Source organism: Corynebacterium matruchotii, assembly GCF_011612265.2.
Lineage (GTDB): Bacteria > Actinomycetota > Actinomycetes > Mycobacteriales > Mycobacteriaceae > Corynebacterium > Corynebacterium matruchotii.
The window spans coordinates 2,681,888-2,700,332 of the sequence record NZ_CP050134.2; the positions used below are offsets into that span (position 1 = coordinate 2,681,888).

19 protein-coding genes are annotated in these 18,445 nt (G+C 58.2%); 8 read left to right on the forward strand and 11 right to left on the reverse strand.

Features of this window, described 5'->3' with window-relative positions:
• Window positions 1-452 precede the first annotated feature (452 nt).
• From HBA49_RS11965 to dnaA, 5 genes are all read right to left on the reverse strand, one after another.
• Window positions 453-701: a hypothetical protein gene (locus HBA49_RS11965; protein WP_005526726.1), complete on the reverse strand. Its 249-nt coding sequence runs from the start codon at window positions 699-701 to the stop codon at window positions 453-455.
• Window positions 702-710: 9 nt separating this feature from the next.
• Window positions 711-947 (reverse strand): hypothetical protein, encoded by a 237-nt coding sequence (locus tag HBA49_RS11970; RefSeq protein WP_005526678.1) that lies wholly within the window; start codon window positions 945-947, stop codon window positions 711-713.
• A gap of 35 nt (window positions 948-982) precedes the next feature.
• On the reverse strand, window positions 983-1,210 hold the full coding sequence (locus HBA49_RS11975; RefSeq protein WP_005526841.1) for a hypothetical protein: 228 nt from the start codon (window positions 1,208-1,210) through the stop codon (window positions 983-985).
• Between the two features lie 59 nt (window positions 1,211-1,269).
• Window positions 1,270-1,515, reverse strand: a complete 246-nt coding sequence (locus tag HBA49_RS11980) for a hypothetical protein (protein WP_081455698.1) — start codon at window positions 1,513-1,515, stop codon at window positions 1,270-1,272.
• Window positions 1,516-1,587: 72 nt separating this feature from the next.
• The gene (dnaA, locus tag HBA49_RS11985; RefSeq protein WP_005520330.1) at window positions 1,588-3,372 is read right to left on the reverse strand and encodes a chromosomal replication initiator protein DnaA; all 1,785 of its coding nucleotides are present in this window, start codon (window positions 3,370-3,372) and stop codon (window positions 1,588-1,590) included.
• A gap of 885 nt (window positions 3,373-4,257) precedes the next feature.
• On the opposite strand from dnaA, the gene rpmH reads away from it, so the two are divergent.
• From rpmH to HBA49_RS12025, 8 genes are all read left to right on the forward strand, one after another.
• On the forward strand, window positions 4,258-4,401 hold the full coding sequence (rpmH, locus tag HBA49_RS11990) for a 50S ribosomal protein L34 (RefSeq protein ID WP_005526743.1): 144 nt from the start codon (window positions 4,258-4,260) through the stop codon (window positions 4,399-4,401).
• A 25-nt stretch (window positions 4,402-4,426) separates the two neighbouring features.
• Window positions 4,427-4,771: a ribonuclease P protein component gene (gene rnpA / locus HBA49_RS11995; protein ID WP_005526710.1), complete on the forward strand. Its 345-nt coding sequence runs from the start codon at window positions 4,427-4,429 to the stop codon at window positions 4,769-4,771.
• Window positions 4,734-5,021 (forward strand): membrane protein insertion efficiency factor YidD, encoded by a 288-nt coding sequence (gene yidD / locus HBA49_RS12000; protein WP_005526836.1) that lies wholly within the window; start codon window positions 4,734-4,736, stop codon window positions 5,019-5,021. Before rnpA ends, yidD begins: the two co-directional genes overlap by 38 nt.
• Before the next feature lie 8 nt (window positions 5,022-5,029).
• On the forward strand, window positions 5,030-5,989 hold the full coding sequence (yidC, locus tag HBA49_RS12005) for a membrane protein insertase YidC (protein WP_005520320.1): 960 nt from the start codon (window positions 5,030-5,032) through the stop codon (window positions 5,987-5,989).
• 63 nt (window positions 5,990-6,052) lie between these two features.
• Window positions 6,053-6,670: a 16S rRNA (guanine(527)-N(7))-methyltransferase RsmG gene (gene rsmG / locus HBA49_RS12010; protein ID WP_005526803.1), complete on the forward strand. Its 618-nt coding sequence runs from the start codon at window positions 6,053-6,055 to the stop codon at window positions 6,668-6,670.
• Between the two features lie 51 nt (window positions 6,671-6,721).
• Window positions 6,722-7,612, forward strand: coding sequence for a ParA family protein (locus tag HBA49_RS12015; RefSeq protein WP_005520317.1), 891 nt, complete (start codon window positions 6,722-6,724; stop codon window positions 7,610-7,612).
• Between the two features lie 51 nt (window positions 7,613-7,663).
• A complete protein-coding gene (locus HBA49_RS12020) occupies window positions 7,664-8,746 on the forward strand; it encodes a ParB/RepB/Spo0J family partition protein (protein ID WP_005526754.1) in 1,083 nt (360 codons plus the stop codon).
• A 9-nt stretch (window positions 8,747-8,755) separates the two neighbouring features.
• Complete coding sequence (locus tag HBA49_RS12025) at window positions 8,756-9,418, forward strand: hypothetical protein (RefSeq protein WP_005526878.1); 663 nt, start codon at window positions 8,756-8,758, stop codon at window positions 9,416-9,418.
• Between the two features lie 378 nt (window positions 9,419-9,796).
• Here the strand turns inward: HBA49_RS12025 and HBA49_RS12030 are convergent, their stop codons facing one another.
• The 6 genes from HBA49_RS12030 to HBA49_RS12055 form a co-directional block, all read right to left on the reverse strand.
• Window positions 9,797-10,759 (reverse strand): hypothetical protein, encoded by a 963-nt coding sequence (locus HBA49_RS12030; protein ID WP_005526707.1) that lies wholly within the window; start codon window positions 10,757-10,759, stop codon window positions 9,797-9,799.
• 203 nt (window positions 10,760-10,962) lie between these two features.
• Window positions 10,963-12,141 carry an N-acetylmuramoyl-L-alanine amidase gene (locus tag HBA49_RS12035; RefSeq protein ID WP_005526844.1) on the reverse strand — a complete coding sequence of 393 codons (1,179 nt, stop codon included), beginning with the start codon at window positions 12,139-12,141 and terminating at the stop codon, window positions 10,963-10,965.
• Window positions 12,142-12,217: 76 nt separating this feature from the next.
• The gene (trxA, locus tag HBA49_RS12040) at window positions 12,218-12,538 is read right to left on the reverse strand and encodes a thioredoxin (RefSeq protein ID WP_005526764.1); all 321 of its coding nucleotides are present in this window, start codon (window positions 12,536-12,538) and stop codon (window positions 12,218-12,220) included.
• A 39-nt stretch (window positions 12,539-12,577) separates the two neighbouring features.
• Window positions 12,578-13,498, reverse strand: coding sequence for a thioredoxin-disulfide reductase (gene trxB / locus HBA49_RS12045; RefSeq protein WP_005526675.1), 921 nt, complete (start codon window positions 13,496-13,498; stop codon window positions 12,578-12,580).
• A 123-nt stretch (window positions 13,499-13,621) separates the two neighbouring features.
• Entirely contained in the window at window positions 13,622-14,260 is a 639-nt protein-coding gene (locus HBA49_RS12050) for an RNA polymerase sigma factor (RefSeq protein WP_005526807.1), read from the reverse strand.
• 803 nt (window positions 14,261-15,063) lie between these two features.
• Complete coding sequence (locus HBA49_RS12055; RefSeq protein ID WP_005526723.1) at window positions 15,064-18,420, reverse strand: murein biosynthesis integral membrane protein MurJ; 3,357 nt, start codon at window positions 18,418-18,420, stop codon at window positions 15,064-15,066.
• Window positions 18,421-18,445 lie beyond the last annotated feature (25 nt).

Genomic DNA, 18,445 nt, shown 5'->3' on the forward strand with positions numbered 1-18,445 from the left:
AGGCTGTGATTTTGGAAAAATAGCAGACTTGATAAATGTGGTGCAGATCATGCAATTACCCCCTTGCCGGTTTTGGGCCGCCTAGGCCGCCCGGGCTGTGCATAACTCGATATTTCCCCAGTTCACACCGCATTTTTGCCTCACTATTGGCTGTAGACGCCGTCTGCGCTTGTGGATAACCACGCTATAATGCCCAAAAATACCCATTGAACAGGGCAAACCCGGTAAAACCGGTGAGTTATCCACATGTCCCCATGGCGGACGGTCCGCCTGGGCTGTGCATGACTGTGGAAAACCCGGCTGCACATGGGCTATACACAGAGTAAAACCCCAGCCAAAATACGCTTTAAGCTGGGGTTTGTGTATATCTCTTGGGTGGCTTGAGCGTAGTTGAGGCTTCGCCGAACACAGCACACTCAAGACCGTACTCACCTGTGGCTTGTGGATACTGCTTAGTAGGAGGAGGCAGCTAGGGCTTCCCGCAGGCAGTGTCCGGGAGGCATTCCTGGGGAAGACTCACTGGCGCACACCATATAGGCGATGACTGGCCCATAGATTGGCAGGGCGCTGAGGCTGAGGAAATCCAGACTACTGTCCACAGAGGCAGGGAGTTCAAACCGCTCTCCTGCGGATACTGGGGTGAATGAAGTTGCTGCCAAGGCCAGGCATGCTGTGGTGATTGCGATTTTGATGGAACGCATGGTGATCTCCTAGAATTGGGGGGCCATCCTTGGCTTCATGAGCGGTACGATCGAGAGCGCCAGCGGGAATGTGACGATATCCCAAAGAACCGAATAGATGGTTTTGAACACACTATTTTGCTCGATTTCTTGGCTCAACGCGGTCGAGGTATCAGGTTCCACATCCGCAGCGTAGGCCGGGGTGATGGTGGTAGCCGTTGCGATTGCGGTGCAGGTGGCAATGATGGCGAGTTTGATACGGCGCATAATAACTCCTTATGGTTTGAGCTGGGTTTCTTGTCCTAGATCATGCCAGGCTCGACGGATAGCGAGATCGAGAGTGCGACTGGAAGCATGGCGACCTCCCAAAGCACCATATAGGCGGTTTTGAGCACGCCATTTTCCTTGACTTCTTCGCTGAGCGCGGCCAGGGTATTGGGCTCGACATCCGCAGCATAGGCTGGGGTGGTGATGGTGGCTGCTGTGACCGCAGCACATGTGGCGACGATGGCGAGTTTGATACGGCGCATGGTAACTCCCTATGTTTTAGCGCTGATTCATGGTTTGAACTGGGGTTTGTGGATAACCCTTAGTAGGATAGGGCTTCCCGGAGACAATATCCGGGAGGTACCGATGGCAGCCCATGAGACGACCCGCTGGCACACAGCAAGTAGCGGATGACTGGTCCGTAGATTGGCTCGGCTGCACCGCTGAGCACATCTACGCTAGTTTCCACAGAACCGCGGTGTTGCTCCTCCGCAGCGTGGGCCGGAGTGATGGTTGCGGCTGCGACTGCAGCGCATGTGGCAACGATAGTTAATTTGATACGACGCATGAATACGATGATATTGAGGCTTGATGACCTCTATATATAGGATTTGTCACGGGGGTAACCGTCGTAAAGCTATTAACCACGACCGTAATTTTTAATCATTGTGGTGATCTTTTGGATCTCATCATAGGTGTCGCGTTTCTCGGCGAGTTCTTTGCGGATTTTGCGTTCGGAATGCATCACGGTGGTGTGGTCGCGGCCAAACCGCTCCCCCACCTTCGGCAGGGACAGTTCGGTCAACTCGCGGCACAGATACATGGCGATCTGGCGGGCGTGCGTGATCGGGCGGGATTTGCTGGTGCCGGATAGTTGGGCGATGGTAAAGCCGAAAAACTCTGCGGTCATCGCCATGATCGTGTCCGTGGTGACCTCCAGGACGCTGTGCTCCGGCATGAGGTCTTCCAGCGCCTGCTCGGCCGTTTTCAAATTGATCTGCTGATTATTGAGCGACGCCCACGCCGACACCCTAATAAATGCCCCCTCCAGCTCGCGGATGCTGGAGCTAAATTGGGAGGCGATTAATTCCAGCACATCCCTAGATGCCACAATCTGCTCCGCCTCGGCTTTCTTCATCAGAATGGCGATGCGGGTTTCCAAATCCGGGGGGTAAATGTCGGCAATCAGGCCCGACTGGAACCGGGTGCGCAGCCGATCCTCCAAGGTGGTGAGCTGTTTCGGCGGCCGGTCCGAGCTCAACACAATCTGTTTGCCGCCCTGCTGTAGGGCGTTAAACGTGTGGAAAAACTCCTCCTGGGTGCCCTCCTTGCCCTGGAGGAATTGAATATCATCCACCATGAGAATATCCAGGTTACGGTACCGGCGTTTAAAGGATTCCTGCCGGTCATCCCGCACCGAATTGATGTAGTCGTTGGTGAACTGTTCGCTGGACACGTATTTGATGCGCAGGTTCGGGTCCAACTGTTGGGCGTAGTTACCGATGGCGTGCATGAGGTGGGTTTTCCCCAGGCCGGAATCCCCCCACACGAAGAGCGGGTTATAGGCGCGGGCCGGTTTCTCCGCCACCGCAATCGCGGCCGAGGTCGGAAGTTTGTTCGAATCCGACACGACGTAGGTGTCAAAGGTGTATCGGGGGTTGAGGGAATCGTCTTGGGCCGGGTTGTGGGCCGGCTTTTCCCGGGACCGCAGCGTGGCCCTGGCCGTAGTTGCGGGCTGTGGGGTGACCGGATTGTCGGCCTGGTCGGTGTGGCTCGTGGTCCAGCCGGTGGCGGTGATGGTGAGCATATCCCGGTCGTCCAGCTCTAGCTGGGGTGATGCATCTGGGGCGGCTGCCGCGGACTTTCTGGGCACGGATTTGCCCGAGGGGGGTTGGGCTGGTGGCGGCTCCGACACCGATGGGGTTGTCGCTTGCGGCGCCGCGGCCGCCGGTGTTGGGGCGGGTTTTGCCGCGGTTTTCCCCCGCCGGGAATTTCGGGGCGTCTTCCGCGCGGCTGTTTTTGTTGTTGCGCCTCTCGACCCCCGGCCCCCCGATGTTGGGGTGGCGATATCCAACATTTGTTGTTCTGCGTCCTCAGACTCTTCGGGCTCGTCTCTGCGCTTGCCGATCGTCGGATTGACCGTGACCGCTAGGCTATATTCCCGCCCAAACTTATTGCTGAGGGCCATGCAAATTACCCCGTAAAGGTTACCCTCTAAATATTCTTTGGCTTTTGCCGACGGCACAGCCAATACCGCTACCCCGTCGAGGAGCCCAATGAGTCGGGCAAGGTTTAAATAGGCCCGCTGTTGGGGGCCTATTGGTTCGATATGGAGGTCGTCGGATTGTTCGCTTCCATTGATTAATTCCTTGACAACGGATTTCCAGGTTTTTTGGGATGCCTGGTTTGAATCACTCGAAGTCACCGATGCTCTTCCTCATTTCAAATTTGGGGCCGAAAAATTTCCGAGAAACTGCAAGAATTACCTGGGGTTATCGTCGTAAAGCTAAGAGGACTAAAAATAGCCTTAACTTTGTAGTGCTACCCGTCTATATCTTTTTGTTATCAAATTTTTCGGCGGGGATGGCACCCAGCGTAGGCCGTTTTGCGGTGTGACGGACCGCAGGCAGCCGCGAAGAGGGTCCATGCTGGGTGGATATCCGCGCGTTATCCACAGCCAGGGCGGGTGGGAAAAACCCATGGTTATCCACAGGGTGTGGGAAAAGCTGTGGATAAATCTATGGCAAAATTCACACCCATTTAGCTGCGCTTATTTTAATATCGGGGGAAATTATAGCGGTAAACGGCAAAGTTATCCACAGGGAGCGGAATTACAGTTGTGTAATTCGGGACGTCAGTGGCAAAATTGCTACTTTGTGTGTGGCGGTAATTTGGCTGCGGAGCGGCGGTGGTTCCGGTGCAGTGTTGACGCGACGGGGGTAGCCGGGTGGGGTGATGGATTGTTACCTATTAGTGACCTTTCGGGTGGATATAAGCACTACCTACTACTAAAAAGATCCTTAATTACAGATTTGTAATTACTGGGTATATCGGGGGTATTTATGGGGCGATTTGGCCTGAGCTGGAAAATTCACGTAGTCTGTACAGGTCTGTCACATCGGAACCGATGAAATATCGAGATACCGATCGTGTCTGGAGTAAGGAAATTATTGTGCGGACTTGCCGCATTTATGTGCTTGAGCTGGGTTTTAGCAATAAGATTCGAAAGCACAATGGATATGCCTGCTCCGTATCATCATTCAGCTTGAGGCGTTTGATACGTCTTGCAACATATATAGGAGTAACTACCGTGACCAAGGGTAAGCGGACGTTCCAGCCGAATAATCGGCGGCGCGCACGTAAGCATGGCTTCCGCATTCGGATGCGCACTCGTGCCGGCCGTGCAATTGTCGCCGCACGTCGAAGCAAGGGTCGGGCAAAGCTGACCGCATAGTCGGCTTGTCACCCTTGAAATAACGGTGCTCCCGTCTCAGCACAAAATCACTTCCTCCGAAGAGTTTCGAAAAACCATTCGGAGTGGTAAGCGTGCAGGCGGGGGCACCGTTGTGCTTCATGTATTATTCTCCCGAGATGTGCTGACCACTAAACCCCGCTGCGGTTTAGTGGTATCCAAAGCCGTTGGCAATGCGGTAACCCGGCATGCGGTGAGCCGGAAACTCCGCGCCATCATCCGCCTGCTTTTCGACGACTTACCGCCCGGCACGCTCATTGTCATTCGCGCCCTGCCAGCAGCGGCACACGCAAATTCGGAGGAGTTGAGCCACGATGTGCAGCGAGCACTCGCAAAAATCCGTGAGCGTTAACGTCAGCCCGGCCGCCCGACTACTCATTGCCGCGGGACATTTTTACCAACACTATCTTTCCGGCCTCAAAGGCGGGCCCTCCTGCCGGTTCGAACCAACCTGTAGTTCGTATGCCATTACCGCAGTGCGGGTCCATGGCGCCCTCAAGGGCATAGTGTTAGCCTTGGTGCGACTATCCAAGTGCGGGCCCTGGCATCCGGGTGGTTTCGACCCAGTGCCGCAAACAACCCTTTACCAATTCGAGGAGTAACGACCCCTGTGCTTAACTTCGTTTATTGGCCAATCTCGGTCATACTCTGGTTATGGCACAAAGCCTTAAGTTTTGTGCTCAACCCAGACTCCGGTCTGACCTGGGTGCTAGCCATTGTGTTGCTCACCTTCACCGTGCGCATCCTCCTGGTTCGCCCCACAATCAACCAAATGCGCTCCATGCGGAAAATGCAGGAAATCCAGCCCCAAATGCAGGAAATCCGCAATAAATACAAGAACGACCAGCAGAAAATGATGCAGGAAACCCAGAAACTGCAAAAAGAAATGGGTTTCAATCCGCTCGCCGGCTGCCTGCCGATCCTGGTGCAAATGCCCGTCTTCCTCGGGCTTTACCATGTGCTGCGCTCGTTCAACCGCACCGGCACCGGTGCCGGCCAATTAGGGCTCACCCCGGAACAAAACCGGATGACCCCCAACTATTTCTTCTCCGCGGAAGACGTGCAATCCTTCCTGGACGCCCGCCTGTTTAAGGTGCCGCTCTCGGCCTATATCTCCATGCCGGAGTCCATGTATCAGGCTTTCCCCGGGGATTTCACCAAAACCAATATCATTATGCTGGCGGCCCCCCTGGTGGTCATTATCGTGGTGGCCATCCACATGAACGCTAGGCTGTCCGTGGACCGGCAGAAGGCCCGCATCGCGTCCGGGAAACAAAAACCCGCGGCCAACGACCAAATGCAAATGCAGGCCGACATGATGAACAAGATGATGCTGTGGTTCCTGCCCGGCACCATCCTGCTCACCTGCACCTTCTGGCATATTGGGCTGTTGTTCTACATGGTGTCCAATAACGTGTGGACCTTCTTCCAGCAACGCTGGGTGTTCAAACTGATGGATACTGAGGAAGAAGCCGAACTCCAGGCCAAGAAAGACGCCAAACGGGCATCCGCCCCTAAGGTTGGGCAGAAACCCACCGACCAAACCAAAAAGAAGAAGCGGAAACGCTAACTTTAGAGGAAGCCGTCGCACAGCCTCATATGCGGCGGCTTCTCACTATCCCAAGGAGACCCCATGACGCATGCAGCTCGCATCTTCGGTGACAACCTGGCGCGAGCCGAACGCTACCACGACCTGCTGGCCACCACCGGCGCTATCCGCGGCTTCATTGGCCCCCGCGAAACCCCCAAACTGTGGGACCGCCACATCCTCAACTGTGCCGTCCTCGGCGAGGCCATCGCAACCGGCCTCACCGTCGCCGACATTGGCTCCGGCGCCGGCCTGCCCGGCATCCCCCTCGCCATCGCCCGCCCCGACCTCACCATCTACCTGGTGGAGCCCCTCCTGAAACGCTCAACGTTCCTCACCGAGGTTGTCCGCGAACTGGGCCTGGAAAACGTGACAGTCATCCGCGGCCGCGCCGAAGAACGTGAGGTCAAAGTCACCCTCGGGCTTGTCGACGTCGTGACCTCCCGGGCCGTGGCCCCCCTAGGGAAACTCGCCGGCTGGTCACTCCCCCTCGTCAAACCCGGCGGCCACATGCTCGCCATGAAAGGCGCCTCCGTGTATGACGAACTCGCCCGGGACCGGGTCGAAATCCGCAAAGCCGGCGGCGGCACCGCCACAATATTCACCGTAGGAAACGACCTGCCGGAACCCACCACCGTGATCGACATCCCAAAGAAACGGTGATGTTAGAATTGATACTTAATACAAACACAACAAGCAGGTAGTTAGGTGGTCATGGAAGAACAAGACTGGGATGACACCCCCATCGCTGCGGAAGCCCAGCGTGCAGCCCAAATATTGACGCCGCACGCACTGAAACTCCCCCGCCCGGAACGCCCCCGGCGCCTGGCCATCTCCAACCAAAAAGGCGGGGTCGGCAAGACCACCACCACCGTCAATCTGGCCGCAGGCTTGGCCCGCAATGGGCTGAAAATCCTGGTGGTTGACCTCGACCCCCAGGGCAACGCCTCCACAGCATTAGGGGTGGAGCATCGGGAAGGAACCGTCTCCAGTTACGAACTCCTCCTCGGCGCCTGCACCCCCGAACAGGTGATCCAACGGTCCACCGCCAACGGCAATCTGTTCTGTATCCCAGCCACCATCGACCTGGCCGCCGTTGAAATCGAACTGGTGTCCAAGGTTCGCCGCGAATACCGGCTTCGGGACGCGCTCAGCCCCGAATTCATCAAAGAAGCCGGCTTCGACTATGTTTTCGTCGACTGCCCGCCCTCCCTGGGGCTCCTGACCACCAACGCCCTCAACGCGGTCGAGGAAGTACTCATCCCCATCCAGTGTGAATACTATGCGCTCGAAGGCGTGAACCAGCTGCTCAAATACATAACAATGGTGCAGCACCAGCTCAACCCCCAACTGCACATCTCCGCCATCCTGCTCACCATGTTCGACGGCCGAACCAAACTGGCGGAAGAAGTCTCCGCCGACGTGCGCAACACCTTCGGGGCACTAGTGCTTCGCAACCGAATACCCCGATCCGTGAAGGTGTCCGAAGCCCCCGGATTCGGCCAAACCGTGCTGGATTATGACCCCGGGTCCCGCGGGTCCATGGCGTACATGGATGCGGCGAAAGAACTCGCCAACCGGGGAGACGTTCGCTTCGTGAAGTAGCGAGGCGGGCAACGCTCGTCGAAAAGCTAAAAACCAGAGAAAGGGAAAACCGTGACCGCTCGAAAAGGTGGTTTAGGGCGGGGGCTGGCTGCGCTCATCACCAACCAACCAGACTCCCGACTGGGTGATAATGCCGCAGACATCGTTATCGGCGGTGCCCGTAAGCCAGAACCCGATGCCGAAGAAACCCCCACAAGTGCGGCACTGCGGCCGCAGCTGGAGGTCGTGCCCGAAACCGAGCTCGCCGCCCACTACCAAGAAATCCCCACCGACCTCATCGACCCCAACCCCAAAAATCCCCGCAAAGTCTTTGACAACTTCGACCTTGACGAGCTCGTCCACTCCATCAAGGAATTCGGGCTGCTCCAGCCCATTGTGGTGCGGCGATCCGGCGACCGGTACGAACTGGTCATGGGCGAACGGCGCTGGCGGGCCGCCACCCAGGCCGGGCTCGACACCATTCCCGCTATTGTCCGCAAAACTGATGACGACTCCATGCTCCGCGACGCGCTGCTGGAAAACGTGCACCGCGTCCAACTCAACCCCCTCGAAGAGGCCGCAGCGTACGAACAACTGCTCGAAGAGTTCGGGGTCACCCAAAGCGAACTGGCGGACAAGCTGGGGCGGTCCCGGCCGGTGGTCACCAATATGCTCCGGCTGCTCAAACTGCCGGTTGCCGTGCAGCAAAAAGTCGCCGCCGGGGTTCTTAGTGCCGGCCATGCGCGGGCGCTCCTCGCTATCAACGAGGATCAGGAAGGACAGGAACGGCTTGCCAACCGCATCGTGTCCGAAGGGCTCTCCGTCCGGGCCACCGAGGAGGCCGTGGTGCTGCTCAGCCATGGGGAAACCGGGCCGGTGCGGAAGTGCGCCAAAGCCCCCATGCCGGAATACCTGACCACCGCTGCGGAATCCCTGGCCGACAACCTGGACACGAAGGTATCCGTGTCTATGGGTAAACACAAAGGGCGCATCGTGGTGGAGTTCGGCGGTAAAGACGATTTTGAACGCATCATGGGGCTGCTCAGCGGTGACGAAAGTGCTGGGCCAGTCGCCGACTTGGCGGAAACCGCGGGAATCACCGATGCCGTGCTGCCGCCTGCGGATGCCCCGGATCCTGCGGATTCCACGGAGTAGCCCTGGCCGATGGATGTGCAGCTACAGGCGCTGACCGCGGAAACTATCCCCCTCGTGCAGCACGAGTGTGCCGGCAGTGTGTTCTGGGAGCTCAGTGCCCAAAACCAGCACACTAAAAATCTCGATAGTATGTTCGAGAAGGAGGCGTGGTTGGCGACCGGCATGCTCGATGGTGTGTGCCGGGGGTTTAATCTGCGCTACGACCGCCCCGACAGCATGCCAACTCTGCGTGCCATCGCCACCATTTTGTACTGCTCTCCCACGTTCGCGCCGGGTGCCGCGCAGCTTCCGTCCGCCCCCGTATCTGATGACGCCTGGTTGGTGTCTTCCCTGCACATCAACCCGGTTTATGCTGGTGTTGGCCTGGAGGCGGTGCTGTTGGACGCCGTCATCATGGATGCGGTTGCCGCCGATCTTTCCGCCCTGGAGGCGTTCGGCTACTACGCCGATTTTGTGGAGGACCCGGACCTGCCCCTGCCACCCGACCAGTGCGATATTTTGGCCCGCACTCATGATATTGGTTTGTTGGACGTTGAGGTGCTCCAGGCCGCGGGGTTTGTGGTGGCGCAAGACCATCGGGTGTTGCCGAAGCTGCGCCTGGATTTGCCGCCGGCCCGCGAGCTGCTGACCGTGCAGGCCGCCGAAGAATTGCTGAATAGCATCGTGGTATAGCCCGCCTCCGCCCCGCTGCACTTGTGCTAAGCGGGGTTTCCGTCCCAAACGGCGCCACAGGATGCCGCTCACCGGAGAAACCCCGCTTAGCATGTGTGCTGTCCCCGCATTTTTAGCTTTACGACGCCTCCCCCGGCGGGATCCCCGCCCCAGCCCCCCGCGGTAGCATATGTTCTAAGCGGGGTTTCTGGCTTGGGGCGGGCTGTGGGGTGCTGTTTGTCCCCAAAACCCCGCTTAGCACCTGTGCGGCAGTGGCTCCGGGGTGGCGAAACGCCCAAAAACCCCGCCCAGCAGATATGCTAGGCGGGGTTGGGGTGCGGGGGACCCAGGGAGGGGCCCGGATTGTGGGATGGGGTGCAGAGTGCGTCGTAAAGCGGATTAGGTGCGCTGCCACCAGGGCGGCTGATGGTATAAGTCCACAATCACGTGTCGGTCTAGTGGGGGTTTATTGGTAAGGAACGCCACCTTGTTCGCCAGCTTTGTGGCGATCTCGTCTGGGTGGATGCGTGCCACGTGGTAGCCCAGGTCGAGGAGGAACTGCTCGCGGGCGATCTGCTTCCTGTAGACCTGGCGCGCCTGCTTGTCGGGGCCGGCGTACTTCTCGCGGCCATCAACCTCAAGGATCAAAGAGTCCGCGATCAATAAATCAACTCGATAATACGAGTTCAGGGTGTAGAAAACTACCTGGGCGGACACGGAGAGCTGCGGCAGGCAGGTCATAATCACATACCTGGCGTGCGTCTCATGCACCGAATCAATCCCGTACAGCGCCTGGTCCAGCACCTCCTGGGCTTTCGTAATCCCCCACCTGCCCCGATGCGAATCCAAATACATTTGGAATTGCCGTTTTCGGAAGCCCTGCCGCAGCGCTGCCTCGATAAACGCCAGCCCCTCTAGCGCGCCGTTGACCGCACAAATATCCACAAAGGTGCGCTCTATCGTGGTGACCCGGTATCCGTTCACCACCGTAATGTCGGATTCGGGCAGGTAGGCGCAGCGGTAATGAAAAATCTCCGGGTACGTCGACGACGGCTTCCCGTTGCCAGGCAGGTTCAGCTCGACCACCGTGGAGTGCTCGCGGTTCAGCGTGGGGATCCCGTGCACCCGCGCCGCCGCCAGGCAACTAATCACCGCCGTGCGGCACGACAGCTGCGCAACCTGGATATGCAGCAGAAATCGCAGGAAATACGGAGCCTCCTCATAGGCAAACCTTAACGATCCCAGCCGTTTTGTTAACTGTATATAGTGGTATTCGAAGGCGTCCGAGGCACTCCAGCCGCCGCTTTGCGACGCCGACACCTGCGGTTTTCTAGGCCAAGCCACCAATTGTAACTGTTCCACACCAACCACCTTATGGAAACGCCAGGGCGGGGTTGGCCAATGGGGCTGCATGTCAGGGGGTAAACAGCGGGGGTAAGCAAGTGTGCTGAAGATGGCCGAAACTGGCGGCAAGTGGTATAGGGCCAGGCACGTTGTGGCCGGGTGCCGGGGTGGGCGCCAGGTGCTCAAACACCCACCCCAACGCTGAACGCCAGCGGCGCCGGCTAGCTGAGCATTTCCTGGGCCAGCAGCTCGCTGAATTTGAAGGTGCCGGTGGGTTTATCGTCGTTATCCATGAGGTAGAGCCGTTTCACGGCGACCACAATGGATTCGGCTATAGCATCGCGTTTGGCGGGGTTGGTGAGTATCCGCACGTCACCAGGGTTGGTGAGGTAGCCGGTGACCACTTCCACGCAGGGCATTTGGGTCATGCGCAGTAGATCCCAGGTGCGGGCGTGGTTGCCGCAGTTAACGAGCTTGGTGCGGTGCGCTATCTCCCGCTGGATGAACCCGGAGAGGAGCTCCCCGGTCATGGAGTAATTGCCCTGTTCGGAGCCGAAATAGAAGGTGGCGCAGCCGGAGGCCTTGTCGTTTTGGTAGCGGTCGGCCTGCAGGCAGATCATGAGGTCGGCGTTGAAGGCGTTGGCGATGTCGGCCCGCTGCCGGAGGGAAGGGTTATCGTGCCGGGGTCGGGAAACAATGGTTTCCATGCCGGCGGCAATCATGCGGCCTTCCACCCGGGATGCCAGGTCCCACATGAGTTCTTCTTCGGTGATTTCGCCGTAGAGGCCACGGACGGTCATGCCTTTGTCTGGCCCGCCCAGGGAGGGGTCGATGACAACGCGTTTGCCGGTGAGGCGGGGTCCGGCGGCACGCATGCGTTCGCGTTCCCTAAGTTTTTGGGGTGACCCACCGGTGATGCGGCGTCCCAACCGATTCAGTGATCTGATGGTGTTGGGCCCGCAAATGCCATCCATATTGAGCCCGTAGTTCATCTGATATTTCAGGAGGGCCCGGTAGGTGTGTTCGCCAAAGTGGCCGTCGATGCGGTCGGAGTAGAAGCCGAGCTCTTGCAGTTGTTGTTGCAGCTGGACCACGTCGTCGCCGCTCATTTCGTTATGCGGCTGGTAGTTGAGGACGCGGGCCCCGAGCTCGTAGGATGCTTCCCTAAGGACGCGGAGGGTCATTTCGTTGATTTCGCCGCTGGCGATGATGCCGCGGGCTTGCTGGAATCCGCGGAGCGCTGCTTCTAGTTCGTCGTCGAAAAGCGTGTCCGCGTTGTAAATTGCGTGGTCGGGGTTGCCGCTTTCATTATAGTTAGGTAGCAACCCCAAACGTGCGAGCGACTTTCGCACTTCAGCAACACGGGGGCTATTATCGCCCACCTTTAAAACATCAGACACGCTTCTCCTATCCTCACGGGTGAACTATGTTGTTTGTCAGGATACCAGTCAAATCCGGTAGCACAGTGGAGTTCCCCTAAAGGTGTTTCTTCAATTGTGCCACGATTTCAGTTTTGGAACCGCGGGCTATGAATTGCTCGACCTTTTTACCGTCCTTGAAGATGAGCAGGGTGGGGATGGACATTATTTGGAACATGGCCCCCAGGTTGCGTTCATTATCAACGTTGACTTTTGCCACCACGACTTGCCCGTCGAATTCCTCCGCCACCTGGTCAATGACCGGCGCCAGCTTCTTGCACGGTCCGCACCATTCTGCCCAAAAATCCACGAGCACGGGTTTGTCGGATTCCACCACGACAGAGCGGAACGTGGTTTCGGTAACTTCAATAGGTTTCATGTTTTCTCCTTATTTTTTGCTTGTCGACGCCCACAGGTTTTACAGCGCCGCCAGGTAGTGTTCGGCATCAATGGCGCCCCTGGCACCGCTGCCAGCTGCGGTGATTGCCTGCTGGTAGTGATTATCCACCAAATCACCAACGGCAAACACCCCGGGAATATTGGTCTTGGTGGTGGGGTGCTGGACCGTCACATACCCGGTCTCATCGGTGTCGATCACATCCCGGAACAGTTGGGTGCGCGGATCATGCCCGATGGCCACAAACATGGCGGTCACATCCAGGACAGAGGTTTCCCCGGTCTGGGTGTCGCGGAGCTCCAGCCCGGTGACAGCGCTCTCACCCAGGACTTTCTCCACCACCTTATTGGTGGCGAACCGGATTTTATCGTTGGCCCGGGCGCGCTCCAGCATGATCGCCGAAGCCCGGAACCCCTCCCGGCGGTGCACAATGGTCACGGACTTGGCGAACCTGGTGAGGAAAATAGCCTCCTCCATGGCAGAATCGCCGCCCCCAACCACCGCAATATCGTGGTCCCGGAAGAAGAACCCATCGCAGGTGGCGCAGGCGGAAACCCCATGCCCTAGGAGCTCTTGTTCCCCGGGAACCCCCAGGTAGCGGGCTGCCGAACCGGTGGCGAGAATAACGACGCGGGCCTGAAATTCCTCGTCATCAACCCACACCTTTTTCGTGTCCCCCGTAAGATCCACCTTGGTGACCAGCTCGGGGCGCAGGTCGGCGCCGAACCGTTCCGCCTGGTTCCGCATTGCCTCCATGAGGTCTGGTCCCATAATACCATCTGGGAAGCCGGGGAAATTCTCCACCTCGGTGGTGGTCATGAGCGCGCCACCGTATTCGTATCCCTCAAAGACCAGGGGTTTTAGGTCGGCCCGGGCGCTGTAGAGTGCGGCCGTGTAGCCGGCGGGACCCGAGCCAATGATGATGACATCATGCACTGTCATAGTTACGGTAAACCTTTCATCTGGGTTCTTGTTTATGGGTTATTCTTCGCTAACCACAGTAACAGTCCCAGATGCTGGTGTATTCCCGCCGGGCTTGTTTCCGGCACCCAGCCCTACCCAGGATTATGCGGCGAGGGTGTCACGCAGGTACGTTCGGGCTTGAAATCTTCGGGTTTTGACGGTGCTGCCGGAAACCCCGGTGATGCGGGCAGCCTCATGCTGGTTGTAGCCTTTTAAATCCATCAGTATGAACACCTCCCCGAGTTCGGCGGATATTCCGGTGAGATAGTTGATGGCCCGCCGGATTTCGAGGGCGGTGATTTCCATGTCGACCGGGTTGTGCGCCAGCATGCCTTCGATGGTGCGGCGTTGGTTGTCGTCGTCTAGTGCTGCCGGGTGTGCTGTGGGCTCTTTCTGCAGGTAATCGTAGCCGGCGTTGGCGACAAGGCGGTGAAGCCAGGCACCGAGGCTGCATTCGCCCCGGTACATATGGAGGCCTTTCGCAGCCCGAAGCAGGGCTTCTTGTAGCAGGTCTTCGGCGTCGATAATCCGATCGGTGTATTTGTGCGCCACCCACAGCATGAGCCGGTAATACCTGGAAACGATGACGGTGAAGGCAGCGGTGTTGCCATCCAGGTACGCGGTGACGAGTTCGCTGTCGCTGAGTTCGATGAGGGATTTCGGCAGATGGTTGAGGCGGTGATAAAGACTCTTGCCCGCCAATTGAGCGATGAGGTGCCGCTCATCTTCTCTGGTATTCATGTTGACCTCTTGGTTACACAGGTGCTGCATTGATTTGATTAATATTCAACCACGCTTACTGCACTCTGGAATAGAGGTAATTTCCCAATACATTTGTAACTGGAGTGGCGCGCGCAAAGCCGCAGGTATAATGCGTATTTTACTGCTTCATGTTTGCCGCAACCTGGTAGCACTCTTCTAAAATTATAGCACATGCATTCGTATAATTAATGGTGGTTATCTCTCTACCCCATGCTTCCCTATTGCATCCGGTTGCTTTACGACGTCCTCCCGACCCCCACCAATCCAGCTTCATATCCGCTAAGCGGACCCGGGGCGGCAATCCCGCTCCCCTGCCGCAAATGTTCTAAGCGGGGTTTCTCCGGCACGTCGTATCCCACAGCCCACCACAAACCGGAAACCCCGCTTAGCATTTATGCAGCAGGAGCTGACATTCCCTATATTCCTAGCCTTTCCGATGTCGCCCAAAGCCAAAACCCCGCTTAGAACAAGTACAGCCCCCCCAGCCCCGGCGTTGCTGCAGACTTACTAAGCGGGGTTTCTCCATCGGGCTCCACCCTGCGGCCCCTCCCCGGGCAGAAACCCCGCTTATCGAAAGTGCTGCCAAACCCCATCCCCCACTGCAAATGTTCTAAGCGGGGTTTCCGGTTTGTGGCGGGCCACAGGGCGCTGCTTGGCGCAGAAACCCCGCTTAGCATCTGTGAAGCCTTGCGGTTGTGGGGCTGGCGGCTGGCGGGCATAGCGAAACCCCAGCCGAAGAACAAGGCTGGGGCTAGGGTCGGGGATCGACCAAACTAGGGCGCTTAGGGCTCGCCCACTACCGTGACATCCTTAATCACCAGAGGGCTGCCATTGGGGGTGACTACCCACAGGAGGATCTGATTGAACTTCTTGGTGGATTTAATGTCAACATTCATCTTGGTGCTGTTCACATCAGTGCTGCCAATCACATTATTCGCCAACAGTTGGTTGATCGCTGATGTGATTTGGGCTGAACTCGTGGGACTCGGGGTTGGATTTGTCGTATCCAAACCAATCACCTGCACGTTTGTGCCCTGGGTTACACCGGACAACACCACGGTCTTAATCCGATGGGCCGAATTCAGGCTTAACACCAGGCCGGTTTCCGGGCCGGTTTCCCACATGGTTGCCGGATTGTCGTCAATGGTGTAGGCGGCAGTCGGATTCTCCAGGCCCCAGGCGGAAGCCGATTTGATTGGCAGCAACTCGTCCGGCTTCTTTGGTGGTGATGCAATCCGGGAAGTGAGCGAATCCTGCCGCAGTGGGGAATCCTTGTTTTGGTTGAACAGGGTGATGAGGAAGGCGGTGAGCATGGCCGCAATAATCACCAGGATCGTGGCCCCCACCAGCACAATGCCTGTGGTCATCCGGGAATAGCCTCGGCCGAAGCCGGGGGCGGCCGTCACTTGTGGGACTTCCTCTTCTTCGATTTCTAGTGGTTGCTCCACATTAGTGGCTGGTGATGGGCTCATCATCAGGGCGGCATAGGCCTCCGGCATATCCTCCAGCTCACAGGTCAAAAGATTGTGGATGCCGGGGGGCGCCGTTGGGGCGTCGATAAGCGAGCTGAGTGCGGTACGGATGGAGCGCAGATCCTTCTCATGCGACGCTGACTCCAACACCGCGGGGAACGCCAACACCGCAATCCCCTGGGTGTTAATGCGGATCCGGGCGTGATTATCCAAGCCCAACACCCCAACCTGGGATGCCTCCACCAGGGGCTGCATGGCGTGAGCTGCCGCATACGGGTTCACATCACCATGCGCCACTGCCGCCAGCGAACTGCCCGGCACCCACTCAGCGATGACCAGGCAGCCACTGCGGTAGGAACGGACCTCGATATCTGAGGCAATGGCCGCATTATTGATTCGCCCCAGTTTCATGGTACGTGCCGCCACAAGCTCGCTAGCTGCCCGGGCCGCAGCCGGGGTTGCTGGAGCCATGGGGGCTAAACCGGAGGTGTCCACAAACGTGAGGGCTACTTCCTTGCCGGTGGCTTTTTCCCGGGCATGCCAGAAGCGGGCACCCGGCACCGAACCGTGGTCTGCCAAAAGCCTGAAGGAGCCGTCAGACACTTCCGCGCCGGGGACCAGGCGCGGTCCGCGCACAATACCGGCCGACATGGGCGGCGGCACCGGGGTGGCGTTGAAGGTGTCGTCCACATAGGTGGCGGCTGCCCGGAGCTGCGGGGTGGCGACTTCTTCGTAGTATTCGTTGCGTTCTGGTTCGGCAATGAACCGGCTGAGGCCGGGGATGCGGCGGGCCACCCGGGAGAGCACTGATAGTTCGGGCAGGCCGGATCGGGAGAGTACGATGCCGGTAATCACGAGGAAGACCACACCGGTGATGGCCAGGTCGAGGATGAAGCCGATGCTGCCTATCCGCATAATCACGGGCCGCATTGCGAATTTGAGCAGGTAGTGCAGGCCGAAGGCCATGCTGCCGCCCACGAGAGAGGACATGAGCGCCCAAACACATGTTCGGGTAACTTGTTTGGTGCCGAGGTCCCCTAGTTGGCGTCGCAATAGGAAGCCGCCGATGAGGGCGCCGGCCACGAAGCCGAAGCCATTGGCCGCACCCAGGAGGATAACGAGTTTCTGTGGCTCGGTGCCCACCATGGTTGCCAGCCACGACAGGGCGACTTTGGTCACGGTGATGCCGGCGATGATGAAGGTGGGGGTCCAGGCCTCTTCTCGGGCGTAGAACACCCGCAGGTGCAGGAGCACCGTGGAGTAGGGCAGCAGGGTGAAGGCGGAGAAGCTGAGCGTCCAGCCCAGCACTGTTGCGGCTTCGACGTCGAATTTGCCGTAGGCGAAGAGGCCTTTGGCGATGTCGGTGCCGAAAATGGTGAAGAAGATGACGATGGGAATGAGCGCGATATAGGTCATCTTTGAGCCCATGACCAGGTCTTCGACCACGGCTTTGTCGTCACCGTCGGCGGCGTTGCGGGAGAGCCGCGGCATGATTGCGGTGAGCAGGGTAACACCAATAATGCCGTAGGGCACCTGCAGCAGCAGCCATGCCTGCTGGTAAATGTTGGGGGCCAGTGCGTCGGCGGAGGCTGCGATTCGGGAGGTCACAAAGTAGCCGAATTGGGAAATACCCACGTAGACGACGATTGCGGCTGCCATGCCGCCGAATTGTTTCAGGCGGGAGTCGATTCCCCAGAGGGGTTTGAGGGATACCCGGGATTTCCTAATGTAGGGCAGCATGATGAGCGCTTGCACGATCACGCCGGTGGTGGTGCCAATGCCTAGTAGTAGCACGTGCGGGTTGAAAATGCCCACGCTGTGGTCTTTGGGGTCGAGCTCCCCAGGCAAGACCCAATAAAGCACCAAGACGGTCAGGGTGATGATATTATTAATCACCGGAGCCCATGCCCCAGGCTTGAACACATTCTTCGTGTTCAGCACGGCCATGAGCAACGCAAACACCCCGTAGAAGAAGATCTGCGGCAGCAGCCAGTAGGCGAAACTTGTGGAGATAGCAAGGTTCACCTTACTCTCGGAGCTTAGGGCCATTTTTACCAGGTTGGGCGCAAGAATGACCGAGAGTATCGTAACAGCGCCTAGGAGTGACACCGATAGGGTAAATAGCCGGCGGATAAACGCTTCACCATGGTCGGGGTCTTCCTTTTCCGCCCGCACCAGCACCGGTACAACCAGCGAGGTCAGCACTGCACCCAGCACAATTTCCGTAATAATATTGGGTAGCTGATTCGCCGTGTTGAACGCCGATGCGATTGCACCACCCAGTGAGGCGGTGATGAGCATGTTGCGGAGGAAACCCGTGAGTCGGCTCAGCAGCGTGGCAATCGCCATGGACCCGGATGATTGCAGGACCTCCGAGTCTGAGGCGTTGTCGTCGCCGGTGTCGCCGTCGGCGTCGTCGGGTGGTGCCTCCGCGGCTGGCCGGCTGGGCCTAGTTTTCACCGCCGTCCCGGCAGGCATGAACGCCGCATCGTTGTGCATTGCCGCTAAGAGCCCAGGTGCTTCCTCCGCGGAGGGGGCTTGTTTTAAGAGCGAGCGGTCGTTTGCCGGTCGTCGCCGACGAAGCTCCCGACGAGCAGGCACCGGCGAGGGGGGTGCCGGCGGAATGATTCGACGTCGGAATCCCGATTGCTGGTCGTTGTCATTCAAAGGGATACTCCTTAATAATCTTTAT

Coding starts and splice junctions, on each gene's coding strand:
- HBA49_RS11965 (WP_005526726.1), bottom strand. CDS start 701: ATGCGTTCCATCAAAATCGCAATCACCACAGCATGCCTGGCCTTGGCA.
- HBA49_RS11970 (WP_005526678.1), bottom strand. CDS start 947: ATGCGCCGTATCAAACTCGCCATCATTGCCACCTGCACCGCAATCGCA.
- HBA49_RS11975 (WP_005526841.1), bottom strand. CDS start 1,210: ATGCGCCGTATCAAACTCGCCATCGTCGCCACATGTGCTGCGGTCACA.
- HBA49_RS11980 (WP_081455698.1), bottom strand. CDS start 1,515: ATGCGTCGTATCAAATTAACTATCGTTGCCACATGCGCTGCAGTCGCA.
- yidD (WP_005526836.1), top strand. CDS start 4,734: ATGTGCAGCGAGCACTCGCAAAAATCCGTGAGCGTTAACGTCAGCCCG.
- rsmG (WP_005526803.1), top strand. CDS start 6,053: ATGACGCATGCAGCTCGCATCTTCGGTGACAACCTGGCGCGAGCCGAA.
- HBA49_RS12015 (WP_005520317.1), top strand. CDS start 6,722: ATGGAAGAACAAGACTGGGATGACACCCCCATCGCTGCGGAAGCCCAG.
- HBA49_RS12025 (WP_005526878.1), top strand. CDS start 8,756: ATGGATGTGCAGCTACAGGCGCTGACCGCGGAAACTATCCCCCTCGTG.
- trxA (WP_005526764.1), bottom strand. CDS start 12,538: ATGAAACCTATTGAAGTTACCGAAACCACGTTCCGCTCTGTCGTGGTG.
- trxB (WP_005526675.1), bottom strand. CDS start 13,498: ATGACAGTGCATGATGTCATCATCATTGGCTCGGGTCCCGCCGGCTAC.
- HBA49_RS12050 (WP_005526807.1), bottom strand. CDS start 14,260: ATGAATACCAGAGAAGATGAGCGGCACCTCATCGCTCAATTGGCGGGC.